This is a genomic window from Vibrio sp. CUB2 (genome assembly GCF_001557945.1).
GTDB lineage: Bacteria > Pseudomonadota > Gammaproteobacteria > Enterobacterales > Vibrionaceae > Vibrio > Vibrio owensii.
Genome location: NZ_LNRB01000016.1, coordinates 124,172 through 138,635 on the forward strand (window position 1 = coordinate 124,172; position 14,464 = coordinate 138,635).

The following is a 14,464-nucleotide window of genomic DNA, read 5'->3' on the forward strand; positions in this document are numbered from 1 at the left end:
CTCGTTTCTATGAAAAACAAAGCGAGGCCCTAAGACCTCGCTTTGAATTCGATTGAGTGAGCAATTATGAATTACGCACTTGCTTGTGCTGGTTCAGCATCTACGATTTCTTCTTTACCAATCTCGCCTTCAGACTTAGCAACAATCGTGTTTACTGCTGTATCGCCGACTACGTTAGATGATGTACAGAACATATCGTTAATACGGTCAACCGCTGCAACAATTGCTAGACCTTCTGGTGGTAGACCCAATTGGTGAAGGATAACGCCAACCATTACTACACCACCGCCAGGAACACCGCCTGCACCGATAGACAATAGCAGAACCGTGAAGCCTAGAGTCACTAGGTCAGATACCGCGATAGGCTGACCAAACGCGTTTGCACAGAATACCGCTGCGATTGCGATGTAGATTGAAGCCCCCGCCATGTTCATAGTTGCACCTAGTGGTACACCAAAACCAGCGACCGACTTAGACACACCAATCTTGTCAGTAAGAGTACGCATCGTTACTGGAATCGTCGCATTTGAGCTTGCTGTAGATAGAGAGAACAGCACTTGCTCACGCGTCTTACGAGAGAACTCACGCGCAGAAATACCTGTAAACATTTGAACCGCTAGTGGGTATACCACGAAGATCCAAAGCACTAGCATTGAAACCACAAGAGCAACATAACCTGCTACCGATGCAAGCGTGCCAGCATCCAAGGTTGCGCCAAGTTGAATCATCAGAGCAAACACACCGTATGGCGCTAGGCTCATCACTAAGCCAATCAGCTTCATCATGATTTCGTTCGCCATCTTAAAAGTACGAACCGCTGGGCCGCCTTTTGAATCAAGCGCTTGAATTGCAAGACCTGTCAGAATTGCCATAAAGATAATTTGTAGCATGTCACCATTTGCAAACGCCTGAACTGGGTTGCTTGGGACAATGTTCACAACCATAGAGAAGATGTCTGGCGTTTCTGTTGACTTAAGTGCCACAGAGTCAGAGATCGTACCCGCAAGGTTTGCACCTGCACCAGGCTGAACAATCATAGCAACAGTAAGAGCAGCAACGATCGCGACGACGGTATTCAAAATGTAAAGAGTAAAGGTTTTACCACCTAAGCGACCAAAAGAACGAATATCTTTAAGCTCCACGATGCCACATACAATTGATACATAAACCAGAGGAACAACCAGAAGTTTAATTAGCGAAACGAACATGCCGCCCGCACCTTCTGCTGTACCTAAGATATAGGTATCAAAAATCGCAATACCGCTAAATAAGTACTGAATAGCTGTACCCAGCACGAGGCCGGCGAACAAGCCGATAAAAATCTTACTAGAAAGCGATTTATCCATCATAAATCTCCGAAATGTTGTGTTTGCTATTTATATTTTTATAGTTACATCTGCTGATTTTTACGGCAGACCTCGCGAATAATACACATCAGAGTTACAAAATAAAGACTTTCTTTACAAGAATGTTAATAAATAACATTAAAAGTAAATCACCAGATTCACATTCATATTCAGAATTTAATTTTGAAGGCAAGTCATAACAGACACTTATAGACACAGCATTCCATAAGTACGCAAGATAAAGAAAGGATATCCCCTATAGGAAAATTATTTCCCAATAAGAAAAACTTTGAAGGGGATCAAATTTCAAATTCATCGCATATTCAGAGGGGTGAATATGGTTAAAGGGATGTTTGAAACAAAAACGCCCGCTGTTTAAGAGCGGGCGTTTTAATATATTTATATCAATGAGTTAACTGATTACTTAGCAACCATAACCATTGCAGGACGAATAACTCGACCGTTTAGCTCGTAGCCTTTTTGCATCACAAACATTACTGTGTTTGATTCATGGTCAGGGCTTTCTTGAATAGACATCGCTTGGTGGAATTCAGGGTTGAATGCTTCACCTTCTGGGTTGATCTCTTTCAAACCGAATTTCGATACTGCGTCTACAAATGTCTTGTGTGTTAGCTCAACACCTTCAAGAATTGGCTTAACCACTTCGTGCTCTGCATCCACAGCTTGGATAGCACGCTCTAGGTTATCGATAACTGGAAGTAGTTCTTCAGCGAATTTGTTCAGAGCGTACTTACGAGCTTTATCGATTTCTTGCTCAGTACGACGACGCATGTTTTCTACTTCAGCTTTAGAGCGAAGAACCGCATCTTGCTGGTCTTTCACTTTTGTCTCGCTAGACAGTAGTGCTGCTTCTAGTTGAGCAATCTTAGCGTCTTTCTCATCACCAATCTCTTCAAGTTCTGCTTCAGCTTCTTGCGCTGCCGCTTCTACTTTCTCAGCTTCTTCGATGATTTGATCAAGCTCTTCTTCTGTAACTTTGTTTTCTTCGTTGCTCATGATATCTCCAGAATTCAACTTAATGTCCTTAAAGCCACTCACGTTTTGTGGGCTTTAACCACATAAAAATTCGCATATTTAGGTAACTTGCCATTATTATGGGGATGAAGATTCCTGATTCAAGCCTCTTTAATGCGGAAATGCTATGAAAAACCCATGTAACGTGATCGCGATTATCGGAAAACCACGAGATCAGCAGGCAATTCAAACTCATAGAGAGTTATACGAATGGCTGACCTCTGAAGGTTACCAAGTCTTTATCGATGATCGCCTTGCTGCAATTTTAGACGAAATCCCGCAAAACCAGTTTGCTAGCCTTGTTGAACTGGGTAAAAACGCCGATCTCGCTATTGTCGTTGGCGGTGATGGCAACATGTTAGGCGCAGCTCGCATCTTGTCTCGTTTTGATGTGGCTGTCATTGGGGTAAACCGAGGAAACTTGGGCTTCCTGACTGACCTTGATCCTGATGACTTTAAAGAAGCACTGAAGGCCGTATTAAAAGGCGAATACATTGAGGAAGAGCGCTTTTTATTGGAAGCAGAAATCCATCGTCACGGTCAAATCAAGAGTCACAACGCAGCATTGAACGAAGCGGTCTTGCACCCTGGCCAAGTCGCGCACATGATTGAATTCGAAGTCTATATTGATAACAGCTTCGCGTTCTCACTGCGTGCCGATGGGTTAATTGTTTCTACTCCAACGGGCTCTACGGCTTACTCTTTGTCTGGGGGCGGCCCAATTTTGTCACCAAGCCTAAACGCGATTTCTCTGGTGCCAATGTTCCCACACACATTGTCTAGTCGACCGCTAGTTGTGGATGGAAAACGTCGTATCAAACTGGTCGTTTCGCCAGAAAACCGCGGCACACAAGAAGTTAGTTGCGACGGACAGGTTTCTCTGCCAGTCTCTCCAGGCGATGAAATTCATATCTATCAGAGCCCGAACGTTCTAAAGCTGATCCATCCGAAGGACTACAGCTACTATCACGTACTAAGAAATAAGCTTGGTTGGTCAAGCAAACTGTTTTAGCAATAAAGGTTGGTGTGAGAGCATCAACCTTTTTTCTTCTCTGCCATAAAAGCCTCTTGTAAAAGCCAAACGACATTCAATCAAGCAACGTTAAAATTAATTTTATAAATTTAGATCTTGTGTGCAAAATTTATACAAACCTTAACGCTCGAATTGAATGCTCGATGTCCGGTGATATTCTCGCCATGAATAGAATATAAACTCTATTTCATACCAGTTATCTCAAAGGACGCATTATGAAAAAAACAATTATATTGTCCGCTCTCAGTACGTTAGCGCTTATGGGCTGCCAATCTGAGGAGGCAAAGGTTACCGATATTTCAAACGCAAAAGCCGAGGACATCACCGACACTAAACGAGCGTTGGCACAACAACTCAGTGAGAGCTACACCGACATAGAACCGATGCTGCGCCGAGACATCACCGCAGAGCACATCAATATCCCTGTTTCTTCTTTTGTTGAACAAACTCCCCTATCAGCTTTCAGTAAACAACTTGTACAAGCCGATACACAAATTCGCTCATGGAAAGGCATTTCAGAATACTCAGAACAGCTTCTCGAAGTTCGCCTTGCAAATGAAGCGATGCTAGATGTATGGCAAGAAGGCAAAATTAGCCCCCTATTTGCTTTTGAACCAAGTGGCGATGATGAGCAATGGCAATACATCGAAGCGTACGATGTCTATGGTCAAATCCACCAGTTGGACGTTTATCAACTTCCTGACGTACCGGTTTTGGTTATTGATAACAATAGCTCTGCAGAACTCAAAGCTGGCCTGCAAGCCATGCAAGCAGAGATGAAAAGCTTAGGCCAAGCGACCATGGTTCAGCCATATCTATCCGATAACCAGCGAGCTAATGCCCCTCTTCTGGCCAGTGCAACAAGCTCCACTCAACCAATTCAAACCACGCAACTTAAGAAGATTCGTCTTTCAGATGATCAAGAACCTTGGATCTCGGGCAAAGCAGAAATCTACGCCATCGTTACTGGCGTCAACCCAAGCCGTGACGAGCCAGCGTTAGACTTGGTCGAACTTCCATATTTGGATTACGACAATCAAGATTACTATCCGAACCAAATCATCATTCACTGGTCTCGTTACCGTTGGGGGGCGGCGGATATCGTCTTGATGGAGCAAGATGACGGCACCGATTACAAACAGTTAGCCAAGCTGCTTGTTCAGGTTGCTGAAGAGGTTCTGAAGGCAATTCCAGATCCAGAAGTACAGGCATACGCCATCATTCCTCAGATCACGAACAAAATTATCGATGCGATCCCTGATGGAGCACTCACCAACGATGATGATTTTGTCGATGTTTACTACACGCTGATGCAAGACACTTCTTATGTCGACCATCCAGGTGCCGGCGTCAACGCAGTGGTTACTTTAGAGCCGCTCACAATTAATCCAACTCGCCCGTAACTTGTTCAATTTAAATAGGTCGTTGCATTTTCTACGACCTATTTTTCCCTTCTCCCTCACAAAAAATCGCTTCTTTGAGAAAAAATACCTAACCCACCTTTACTGTATAAAGAAACAGTATATACTGTTTTCTTATACAGTATTGTTCAGTTATACAGGTAAATAAAAATGCTGGCTCATCTAAGTGTTAATAATTTTGCGATTGTTAAATCTTTACAGCTCGAGCTTTCAAAGGGCATGACCACCATCACTGGTGAAACAGGTGCAGGTAAATCTATTGCAATTGATGCTTTAGGTCTTTGTTTAGGCGGGCGTGCCGATGCAGGCATGGTGCGACAAGGCGAAGAAAAAACAGAAGTCAGCGCAGCCTTTTTACTGGACAACAATCTACACGCAACGCGTTGGCTAGAAGATAACGACCTGCTGGATGGCAGCGAATGTATCTTGCGTCGCATCATCACTAAAGAAGGCCGCTCTAGAGCCTTCATCAACGGCAGCCCAGTCCCACTTTCACAACTCAAATCTCTTGGGCAGTTGTTGATCAACATCCATGGACAGCACGCACATCATCAACTGATGAAAAGCGAGCATCAAATGGCCATGCTTGACCAATATGCAGGACATTTAAACCTACTCAAAAGCACACGCAGTGCTTACCAGCATTGGCGTCAGGCAGACAATAACCTTAAGCAACTAAAAGAGAACAGCCAGCAAAACCAGGCGCAAAAGCAGTTGCTTGAATACCAAATCAAAGAACTGAATGAGTTATCGCTAGGTGAAGAAGAATTTGCAGAGCTCGAGCAAGAGCACAAACGACTGTCCAATAGCGGTGAACTTGCCGCTACCTGCCAGCAAGCCATCGAACTTATTTACGAAGGTGAAGAAGTCAATGCGCTTGGTATTTTGCAATCGGCCAATCACTCCCTAATCCAATTAGCGGAATTAGATGAGAAATTAGCTGAACTACCAAACATGCTGTCAGAAGCAATGATCCAGCTAGAAGAAACCAAAAACGAACTTCGCAGCTACCTTGACGGCATCGATGTCGATCCAGGTCGCATGGCTTATGTCGAAGAACGTTTTTCTAAAGTGATGTCGATGGCTCGCAAACACCATGTGATGCCTGATGAGCTCTACCAACATCACCAAGATCTGCTAGCACAAATCGAAGCACTAGATTGCTCTGATGAACGCTTAGATGAATTAGCACAAGAAGTGGAACAGAAATACCAAAGCTTCTTAACTCAAGCAGAAAAACTGCACAAATCACGCAGCCGTTATGCTAAAGAATTGAACAAGCTGATCACGCAAAGCATGCACGAGTTGAGCATGGAAAAAGCAGTGTTCAGCATCGAAGTGAACAACGAAAACGCGCATCCATCTCCACTAGGCATGGACAGCGTATGCTTCTTGGTTTCAACCAACCCCGGTCAGCCATTGCAGCCTATCGCTAAAGTCGCGTCTGGTGGTGAGCTATCGCGTATCTCCTTGGCTATCCAAGTGATTACTGCTCAGAAAGTCGACACACCAAGCTTGATCTTCGATGAAGTGGACGTAGGTATCAGTGGCCCAACAGCTGCCGTGGTTGGCAAGATGCTACGCAAACTAGGTGAATCGACCCAAGTCATGTGTGTTACCCACTTGCCGCAAGTTGCTGGTTGTGGTCACCAACAGATGTTTGTCGCGAAACACACCAAAAGTGGCCAAACTGAAACACAAATGCGCTCACTGGATGAAGAGCAACGTGTGGCAGAACTCGCTCGCTTACTTGGTGGCAGCCAAATCACTGACTCTACACTGGCAAACGCAAAAGAACTGCTTATTGCAGCTTAACGACTTAGCCTTAATAAGGGGATGAAATATGGATATCAGGACAGTCGACCATGAAAGCTGCTTAAATCTCATCCCCATTTTTACCGAATTAGAGCAGTACTACTTCAAAGAACAAGCAGCCACTGAGAAAGAGCTGGCACATTATCTCAAGTACAAAGTCTTTTCAGAGTACTCTGGCATCAAAGTTATTGCGGCATACACTAACGACACCATAATGGGATTTGCGACCTACACCGTGATGTTTCCTGCACCGAAACTCTCCGGTCAAATGTATTTGAAGGATCTATTCGTGTCCTCTTCTGCGCGAGGAAAAGGCGTAGGACTAAAGTTGATGAAGTATCTCGCGTCTCTTGCCGTCATTCATGGTTGTCATCGATTAGATTGGACAGCAGAAAGCACAAATCCTCTCGCAGGTCGGTTTTACCAATCGATTGGTGCTGAGCGAGTCAACGAGAAAGAGTACTATCGCTTTTCCGGCGATACTCTACTTGAGTTTTCACAAGCCAAATAACCGCTGAATTTTCTCCTTCATTGATCTGACAAACATGCCATTATTGTGCGTGACAAACTGTTAAGCTCTCGGTTTAAACGAATTTGTGAGTCATGTTCTGCCATTTAGCGTGCAATATCAGCGAATAAATGCAACTCAACTCAAAATTCGTTGTCAGATTTCCTACCATACGACGCATAGCTTTTTACATCTGCGTCGAGCTTGTTTATTATCAGCGCAGTATTTTAAAGGTTACTAAGAAATTATTATGCAATTAAAGAAGTGGTTAGTTGCCGTACCATTAGCAATGACATTGCTGACAGGATGTTCGGTATTGGAAAGACTGGTTTATCGTATTGATATCAACCAAGGCAACTATGTAGAACAAAGTGCGGTTGATAAATTAAAGTTTGGGATGACTAAAGCACAGGTTCGCTACGTTCTTGGTTCACCTATGTTGGTTGAAAATGGCTACCCGAACACGTGGTACTACATTTACCATCACACACCAGGTCACGGTGATTCCGTGCAGAAAGATCTGATCGTTCAATTTAACGATCAAGGTACGCTGGCTGATCTAACTGGCGACTACCCGAAAAGCGATGCGTTTTACGAGAAGATTCAGTAAACAACCTTTATTTTCGCAGTATTCCTAAAGCCTCCTCATGGAGGCTTTTTTATTGCTTGTCACTCACTCTAACTCCCTAATTCACAGCTTTATTTTCCCTCTTACTCTCCCTTCATCGCTTTGTTTGAATGGACTCGCAAATCCTCTTGCTGAGCATTTTTTATGCAACCACTCACATTTAATCTGAATAGAGTAATGGTTCATGCAAGGAACACGAAAATGAAAGCAATGTCTTATGGTCTACTCGCCATCTCTTCACTCCTTTTGCTTGGCTGTGATGATGACGATTCGAAAGAACAAATCGCAATCACGTCCCATATCAACAGTTTAGAGTTTAATCACGCGGATGACTCAGACCTTGAACCCATCAGGCAAGCTGTAGCTGGTAAATCATTTATTGGCCTAGGTGAAGCGACTCATGGTGGAGCACAAGGCTACAAGTTGAAATCTCGTATTACTAAATACTTGCATCAGTCTGGTGAAATCGACGTTCTTGCAATGGAGAGTGGCCTGTATGACGGACTTCGCTTGTGGCAACGCTTGATGGATGGAGAAATCACCGATGTACGAGACGCCATGCTCTACTCTTTCATGTTCCTCTACTCAGAAACTCCAGAAATCTACCCGCTATACGAGTACGTTGAGCAACAAGCGTTTACTGACAAGCCTTTGTATTATGTTGCATTTGATGGCAGACACAGCAGTGACCCTGCTTGCAGTACCATGCTGCCAGAAATGCAAACATTCGCAGAAAAGCACCAATTGATTAACATAGATTGGGCAAGCTTTATCCCCAACGGCGAGGCAATGATGTGCCCTTGGTATTTTGCCGAGCCAGACCACAGCGCGAAGCAAGCATTTATCAATCAACTTGCGTCTCTTAACTCTGTGATGTCTCAAATGAAAGCCGAACAACTCCTACCTCCATTGGAGCAAAGGCAAGATTTTCGTGAATACGCCACCTTCTGGTTGCAGATAGTCAAAAGCATGCAAGCACATGCGCAAAGTCGCTGGTTTGATACCTACAACCCAGATGAAATCATGCAAGCCGACAACTTGCGATGGCTACAGAAAGAATGGTTGCCGGGTAAAAGCATTCTCGCTTGGGGCCACAACGTCCACATAAGTAACTACGTTGGTGCATGGCATGACAGCACCGGTGCATTTTGGCACCTGCGCCAACAAGTTGACCCGAATGAAGTGTACAGCTTGATTCATACCTTCGAAGATGGATACATCACTCCAATGGAATCCGATCCAGAGCTACGGGCAATTCCTCATTTTTCAACTCGTGAGATGGGAAGTGTGGAGAAACTCTTGGCACAAAATGGCGTCGAAAATGCGTTTATTAAAATGGAAGATATTGCTGGGTTAAAACACCCAGATAGCATCATTTACCAACCTCTAAGCTACGCCAACGACCTAGCGGAAGGGATTATCTACACCAGAACAGAAACCCCGAGTTCGATAGATTCGCCAAGATAAGCGCCAGAAACGACAAAACCTCCCAGTTGGGAGGTTTTGTTTTATATCTACGAGCGTTATTCCGCTGATTTTCTCAAAGAGTTTGGCTTACCGCCCGTCACAGGATCTGCACTGCCTGCCACTTTTGCTTGCTCAGCTCGTTTACGGCGAATCTCTTTTGGATCCGCCAGTAATGGACGGTAAATTTCGATTCGATCTTTGTCTCGAACCGTCGCATCTAGTCGAACGTTGCGGCTGTAAACGCCGACTTTATTCTTCTTCAAATCAATCTCTGGGTACAATTCAAGTACACCAGACTGACGAATAATCTCTTCAACCGTTGCTTGGTTATTCACAACCAAAGTGAACACACGCTGCTCCTGAGGAAGTGCATACACCACCTCAACATGAATCATATCCGACTCAATACTCATAGCACTCGTACACCTGTTTCGCACGTTTAGTAAAAGCGTTTACCATGTTGCTGGTTAGCTCATTAAAGATTTTGCCAAAAGCCATCTCAATCATTTTGCTTGAGAATTCAAACTCAAGTTTCAGCTCAACTTTACAAGCCTGCTCATCAAGTGCGGTAAAGATCCATCCGCCACGAAGAGTTTTAAAAGGACCATCCACCAGATTCATCATGATCGCTTGGCCAGGAATAAGTTCATTAGAAGTTGTAAACGTCTTGCTGATACCTGCTTTCGCCACGTCGACAGAAGCCACCATACCTTCGCCCGAAGACTCAATGATTCGTGAACCTGAACAACCAGGTAGAAACTCAGGATACTTCGAAACATCATTGACCAGATCGAACATCTGCTCTGCACTAAAAGACACCAAAGCAGAACGGCTGATTTGCTTCATACACACTCCTATCGATACGCGTACAAGTTTAAGACTTGTGCCAATTTTACTTTTATTCGACGATAGCGCAAATAAAAGGATTTCCTAACGTATACCCAACCCGTATAATGAGGCCATTATGGTAAAGAAAAAATCAAAACAAAAAGCGGGTAGCAACACTATCGCGCTTAATAAAAAAGCTCGCCACGAATACTTCATTGACGATGAAATTGAAGCAGGCTTGGAGCTACAAGGTTGGGAAGTGAAAGCACTTCGCCAAGGTAAAGCCAATATCGCTGAAAGCTACGTTTTCATGCGTGACGGAGAGGCTTTTGTCAGCGGAATGACCATCACTCCTCTTAATCAAGCATCAACTCACGTTGTCGCAAACCCTACACGTGTGCGCAAACTACTAATGAGTCGTCGTGAACTCGACAACCTTCTTGGTCGCATCAACCGTGAAGGTATGACGCTAGCCGCATTGTCACTGTACTGGTCTCGCTCTTGGGTGAAGATCAAGATCGGTGTTGCGAAAGGTAAAAAGCTTCACGACAAACGTACCGATCTTAAAGAAAAAGATTGGGCTCGTGAAAAAGCACGCGTGATGAAGAGTTCACTGCGTTAAACTTGACCACTTAGACGCATAGTACTGGACAGCCTAGGCTTTTCTGTTACTATGCCGATATTACCTCTGGGGCTGATTTAGGATTCGACGGGAATTCAGAAGTCTGAGGTGCATGCCGAGGTGCGGTAGGCCTCGTTAACAAACCGCAAAAAAATAGTCGCAAACGACGAAAACTACGCACTAGCAGCTTAATAACCTGCTCAGAGCTCTCTCGCCCTAGCTTCCGCACGTAAGACGGGGACCAACGAGGGATCAAACCCAAACGCGCTAGTCCGGATTCTCCCGCCTGAGAGATGAACGACGAATTATAATTCAGGATAGTCATTTACTAGCGTGTCGGTTCGCAGGTGGGTGGTGAATTTAAAGATCGACTAAGCATGTAGTACCAATGATGAAAGGTTTTCGGACGCGGGTTCAACTCCCGCCAGCTCCACCAAACGTTTGGAAAGGGCGGTAAATCACTGATTTACCGCCCTTTTTGTTTCTATACGATCAATGATTTGGCTGTTTGGTACTGAAACAAGGTACTAAAACATGCATAACCTGCGAATCTCAAAAGGCGGAATTTGGCAATTCCGTTATCAAATACCATCCATACATCGACACCTATTTCACAATCGATATGAGATCAAACGTTCTCTTCGCACATCTGACAAACAAACGGCTATTGTAAAAGCATTGCAGCTGGAGCTGGAAATTCGTATTTCAATTCAGAACAACCAACCGATGATTGAATCTAATACGGGCACATATAGACCTGAGAAGCCTGCATCGCCTGCGATTTTAGTTTCGAAAGAAAAAACAGCATCAATCGACCCTTTCAAATGCCTCCAAATGTATCGAGATTCCAAAAAAGAACTAGTGAATCAAAAAACGATTGATATGGCTTATGCGAAATGTCATATCGTACTTACCCTGCTCAAAACAAGAAACATAAAGGATATTCGTCGACTTCAAGCTGAAGAAGTCCGTACCTTGTTAAGCCAATATCCTGTCAATGCAACCAAGCATAAACAATTTAGTGGGATGAGAGGTCTGCAACTGATAGAGGCTAACAAAAAGCATAAATTTGCGACCTTAAGCACAGAGAGCGTCAAAGACTACATACAAAAATGCTCATCGTTTTTTGAGTGGTGTTTACAAATGGAAATGACGGATATCAACCCATTTAAGGGAATGAGATTCAAGAAAACTCGCAAAGACAGCGAAGCCAAACACGCTTATGACTACACAGACCTAAAAAAACTTTTCAGCACTGAGATCCATACTAAGAAGAAATATAAGCATCCACACTACTATTGGCTGCCGCTGCTAGGGTTGTACACTGGCGCACGCTTAAATGAGCTATGTCAGCTCTACAATAAGGACATCTATAAACAAGATGGAGTTTGGGTGCTCAGAATTGACGATAAGCATGATGGACAACGACTAAAAAATAACAGCAGCCGTAGGGTCATCCCTATTCATGAAAAGCTATTAGAACTTGGTTTCATTGACTACATCAACAGCGTGCAGCATGAACGTATCTTTCCTGCCTTGAAACAAGAACGAGATGGTTTTGGCACAGCAGCATCCAAATGGTTTGGGCGCTTTAAGAGCAAGTTAGGATTTGGGCGTGGGCATGATTTCCATTCGTTTAGGCACACCGTAGCAACTCAACTAAAACATGCCGAAGTATCTTCCATTCTTACTGGCGAGCTTCTAGGGCACTCTCAAAACAACATCACTTACGATAGGTACGGCAAAGGTATGAGTATTGAAAAACTAAAAAATACTATTAATATCATTAAGATAAATTCATAGATTATTTTTTCAATTACTATTTAGAGAGAAAATCTAGGTATGCTCATCATGCTAACTTGGGTCACTAAAAGCTATTTAGTTCCGACTTCGTTTCCGTACCCAGCGTAGTATACAAACAAGAAAGTATCTAAGTAGGTAATAGATGATTTATTGATGACATATTCAGGAACTAGGTTGTATTATATTTTTATATCAGGGTGTTAGTATCAGTTCAGATCACATAAAAAGGCACAAAATGAACCTAAGTACAGCAAACGAAAATTTTCGGCAACTAGTTGGTCACAATGTCACATACAGAATTCCACCATTTCAGCGTGACTACTCATGGAATGAAGAAAACTGGGAAGAGCTGTGGTTTGATATAATGGCGATGTACAGTGAAGAGACTGATGCAGAAACAGAACATTATATGGGCTATCTGGTTTTGCAAAGCACTCAGGGGGACAGATCAAGTCTAGTCATTGACGGGCAGCAAAGAATCACAACGATCAGCATTATCATTTTAGCTGCATTACGTCATCTGCAATCCTTGATAGCTCGGCAAATTGATTCTGAAAACAACACTCAACGAGAGAAAGTTTTAAGGGAATCATATATTGGTTATATTGATCCTATTACACTTCGCTCTAAGTCGAAGCTTACTCTTAATAAGCATAACGATCGATTTTATCAAAACTATATTGCAGCTAATGCATCTCAGATACCTCAAAGAAATTTAAAAGCATCGGAACACTTACTGCGTAAGTCGTACCAATGGTATTCTAGCAAGCTTGAAGCTCGTTTTGGCTTTGAAGACAATAGCGGACAGCAAATCACCGTCTTTATTGATTCACTCGTAGATAAACTGTTTTTTACCGTAATCACGGTTACAGACGAACTAAATGCATTCAAAGTATTTGAAACTCTTAATGCTCGTGGAGTAAAGCTTTCTTCAACAGACCTGCTTAAAAACTATTTATTTTCAGTCCTAAGCAGCGATGACCCTCATGATACCATTATGTTAGACCTTGAAGCTTCATGGGAACATATAACCGGATTACTAAATAGCGAGAGTTTTCCTGAGTTGTTGAGGATTTTTTGGAATAGTAAAAACAAGCTAGTTCGAAAGAAAGAGTTGTTTAAGACTATTCAAAAATCAATAAACACTAAGGAAAAAGCATTTGAGTTAGTAAGAGATTTGGAATATAACTCAGAAATTTATGCTAATCTCCGTGATCCTAACAGCGATATATGGAATGCTAATGAAAGGGAATCCTTAAGTCAGCTAAGTATGTTTGGGGTAAAGCAGCCTGTCGCAATGCTTATGTCTGCATATCGTAAGTTTTATGATGCTGAACGTAATACTTTTACCCGAATTCTGAACGCTATTTCAGTTATTTCATTCAGGTACAATGTCATATGCAGTCTACCTCCTCAAGATCAAGAGGGCTTGTACAGCTCTGTCGCTATAAAGATAGAAAATGGTGAAATAGATACTTACTCCAAGGTCATTCAGGCTCTTAAGGATATCTATCCCGATGATGACCATTTCAAAGGTGCATTTAGCAGTAAGCAACTTAAAACGGCTTTGTTGCTTAAATCGATGGAACTAAATCTAGAAGCTACGATCTGATCGGCTACCCCCATCAATCGTCGTAGCCTCATGCCTAAACCTCGTTACAAAACAACTAACTGGAAGCAGTACAACAAAGCCTTAATCAACCGTGGTTCTCTGACCTTTTGGATTGATGAGGAAACGATAGCTGAGTGGAAACAAAACAAACAAGGCAAGCGTGGTAGACCTCGCCGATTCAGCGACTTAGCCATTACTACCGCACTGATGGTGAAACGCATTTTCTCTATGCCATTGAGAGCGCTACAAGGTTTTCTAGACTCTGTATTTAAGCTGGCTAACATCCCGCTTGTTTGCCCGCACTACACCTGTATAAGCCGCCGAGCTAAGGAAGTTGAGGTTTCAT

At 43.2% G+C, this 14,464-nt stretch carries 14 protein-coding genes and 1 other RNA gene; 11 read left to right on the top strand and 4 right to left on the bottom strand.

Translation table 11 applies throughout. The annotated features are described in order from the left end of the window. Window positions 1–71 precede the first annotated feature (71 nt). Together ATB78_RS21845 and grpE are read right to left on the bottom strand one after the other, a co-directional pair. Window positions 72–1,346 (bottom strand): dicarboxylate/amino acid:cation symporter, encoded by a 1,275-nt coding sequence (locus tag ATB78_RS21845; RefSeq protein WP_009705607.1) that lies wholly within the window; start codon window positions 1,344–1,346, stop codon window positions 72–74. Window positions 1,347–1,766: 420 nt separating this feature from the next. Further along, window positions 1,767–2,363, bottom strand: coding sequence for a nucleotide exchange factor GrpE (grpE, locus tag ATB78_RS21850; RefSeq protein ID WP_061010483.1), 597 nt, complete (start codon window positions 2,361–2,363; stop codon window positions 1,767–1,769). Between the two features lie 145 nt (window positions 2,364–2,508). On the opposite strand from grpE, the gene nadK reads away from it, so the two are divergent. The 6 genes from nadK to ATB78_RS21880 all read left to right on the top strand — a co-directional run bounded on the left by nadK (window position 2,509) and on the right by ATB78_RS21880 (window position 9,253). Then, window positions 2,509–3,393 carry an NAD(+) kinase gene (gene nadK / locus ATB78_RS21855; protein ID WP_005440235.1) on the top strand — a complete coding sequence of 295 codons (885 nt, stop codon included), beginning with the start codon at window positions 2,509–2,511 and terminating at the stop codon, window positions 3,391–3,393. A 236-nt stretch (window positions 3,394–3,629) separates the two neighbouring features. After that, complete coding sequence (locus tag ATB78_RS21860; RefSeq protein WP_061010485.1) at window positions 3,630–4,817, top strand: DUF3103 domain-containing protein; 1,188 nt, start codon at window positions 3,630–3,632, stop codon at window positions 4,815–4,817. A gap of 168 nt (window positions 4,818–4,985) precedes the next feature. Further along, window positions 4,986–6,650 carry a DNA repair protein RecN gene (recN, locus tag ATB78_RS21865; RefSeq protein ID WP_009705604.1) on the top strand — a complete coding sequence of 555 codons (1,665 nt, stop codon included), beginning with the start codon at window positions 4,986–4,988 and terminating at the stop codon, window positions 6,648–6,650. Window positions 6,651–6,678: 28 nt separating this feature from the next. Next, window positions 6,679–7,161: a GNAT family N-acetyltransferase gene (locus ATB78_RS21870; protein WP_061010487.1), complete on the top strand. Its 483-nt coding sequence runs from the start codon at window positions 6,679–6,681 to the stop codon at window positions 7,159–7,161. Window positions 7,162–7,408: 247 nt separating this feature from the next. Beyond that, entirely contained in the window at window positions 7,409–7,768 is a 360-nt protein-coding gene (gene bamE, locus ATB78_RS21875; RefSeq protein ID WP_005440242.1) for an outer membrane protein assembly factor BamE, read from the top strand. Window positions 7,769–7,987: 219 nt separating this feature from the next. Then, a complete protein-coding gene (locus ATB78_RS21880) occupies window positions 7,988–9,253 on the top strand; it encodes an erythromycin esterase family protein (protein ID WP_061010489.1) in 1,266 nt (421 codons plus the stop codon). 56 nt (window positions 9,254–9,309) lie between these two features. On the opposite strand, the gene ATB78_RS21885 is transcribed toward ATB78_RS21880, so the two are convergent. Next, window positions 9,310–9,666, bottom strand: coding sequence for an RnfH family protein (locus ATB78_RS21885; RefSeq protein ID WP_061010491.1), 357 nt, complete (start codon window positions 9,664–9,666; stop codon window positions 9,310–9,312). After that, window positions 9,656–10,099, bottom strand: a complete 444-nt coding sequence (locus ATB78_RS21890) for an SRPBCC family protein (RefSeq protein ID WP_005424743.1) — start codon at window positions 10,097–10,099, stop codon at window positions 9,656–9,658. The genes ATB78_RS21885 and ATB78_RS21890 overlap by 11 nt, the downstream gene beginning before the upstream one ends. 118 nt (window positions 10,100–10,217) lie before the next feature. Between ATB78_RS21890 and smpB the strand changes: the two genes are divergently transcribed. The 5 genes from smpB to ATB78_RS21915 form a co-directional block, all read left to right on the top strand. After that, complete coding sequence (gene smpB, locus ATB78_RS21895) at window positions 10,218–10,703, top strand: SsrA-binding protein SmpB (RefSeq protein WP_005440253.1); 486 nt, start codon at window positions 10,218–10,220, stop codon at window positions 10,701–10,703. A 68-nt stretch (window positions 10,704–10,771) separates the two neighbouring features. After that, window positions 10,772–11,139: a transfer-messenger RNA gene (ssrA, locus tag ATB78_RS21900) on the top strand. A gap of 98 nt (window positions 11,140–11,237) precedes the next feature. Next, entirely contained in the window at window positions 11,238–12,506 is a 1,269-nt protein-coding gene (locus ATB78_RS21905; RefSeq protein WP_061010493.1) for a site-specific integrase, read from the top strand. 235 nt (window positions 12,507–12,741) lie between these two features. Further along, complete coding sequence (locus tag ATB78_RS21910) at window positions 12,742–14,118, top strand: DUF262 domain-containing protein (RefSeq protein ID WP_240537437.1); 1,377 nt, start codon at window positions 12,742–12,744, stop codon at window positions 14,116–14,118. Window positions 14,119–14,148: 30 nt separating this feature from the next. Next, window positions 14,149–14,464, top strand: a 316-nt coding sequence (locus ATB78_RS21915; protein ID WP_179946996.1) for a transposase, incomplete at its 3' end; no start/stop codon positions are given.

Excerpts from the sequence above, each read along its gene's own strand:
- ATB78_RS21845 (WP_009705607.1), bottom strand. The coding sequence starts at position 1,346 with ATGGATAAATCGCTTTCTAGTAAGATTTTTATCGGCTTGTTCGCCGGC.
- grpE (WP_061010483.1), bottom strand. The coding sequence starts at position 2,363 with ATGAGCAACGAAGAAAACAAAGTTACAGAAGAAGAGCTTGATCAAATC.
- nadK (WP_005440235.1), top strand. The coding sequence starts at position 2,509 with ATGAAAAACCCATGTAACGTGATCGCGATTATCGGAAAACCACGAGAT.
- ATB78_RS21860 (WP_061010485.1), top strand. The coding sequence starts at position 3,630 with ATGAAAAAAACAATTATATTGTCCGCTCTCAGTACGTTAGCGCTTATG.
- recN (WP_009705604.1), top strand. The coding sequence starts at position 4,986 with ATGCTGGCTCATCTAAGTGTTAATAATTTTGCGATTGTTAAATCTTTA.
- ATB78_RS21870 (WP_061010487.1), top strand. The coding sequence starts at position 6,679 with ATGGATATCAGGACAGTCGACCATGAAAGCTGCTTAAATCTCATCCCC.
- bamE (WP_005440242.1), top strand. The coding sequence starts at position 7,409 with ATGCAATTAAAGAAGTGGTTAGTTGCCGTACCATTAGCAATGACATTG.
- ATB78_RS21880 (WP_061010489.1), top strand. The coding sequence starts at position 7,988 with ATGAAAGCAATGTCTTATGGTCTACTCGCCATCTCTTCACTCCTTTTG.
- ATB78_RS21885 (WP_061010491.1), bottom strand. The coding sequence starts at position 9,666 with ATGAGTATTGAGTCGGATATGATTCATGTTGAGGTGGTGTATGCACTT.
- ATB78_RS21890 (WP_005424743.1), bottom strand. The coding sequence starts at position 10,099 with ATGAAGCAAATCAGCCGTTCTGCTTTGGTGTCTTTTAGTGCAGAGCAG.
- smpB (WP_005440253.1), top strand. The coding sequence starts at position 10,218 with ATGGTAAAGAAAAAATCAAAACAAAAAGCGGGTAGCAACACTATCGCG.
- ATB78_RS21905 (WP_061010493.1), top strand. The coding sequence starts at position 11,238 with ATGCATAACCTGCGAATCTCAAAAGGCGGAATTTGGCAATTCCGTTAT.
- ATB78_RS21910 (WP_240537437.1), top strand. The coding sequence starts at position 12,742 with ATGAACCTAAGTACAGCAAACGAAAATTTTCGGCAACTAGTTGGTCAC.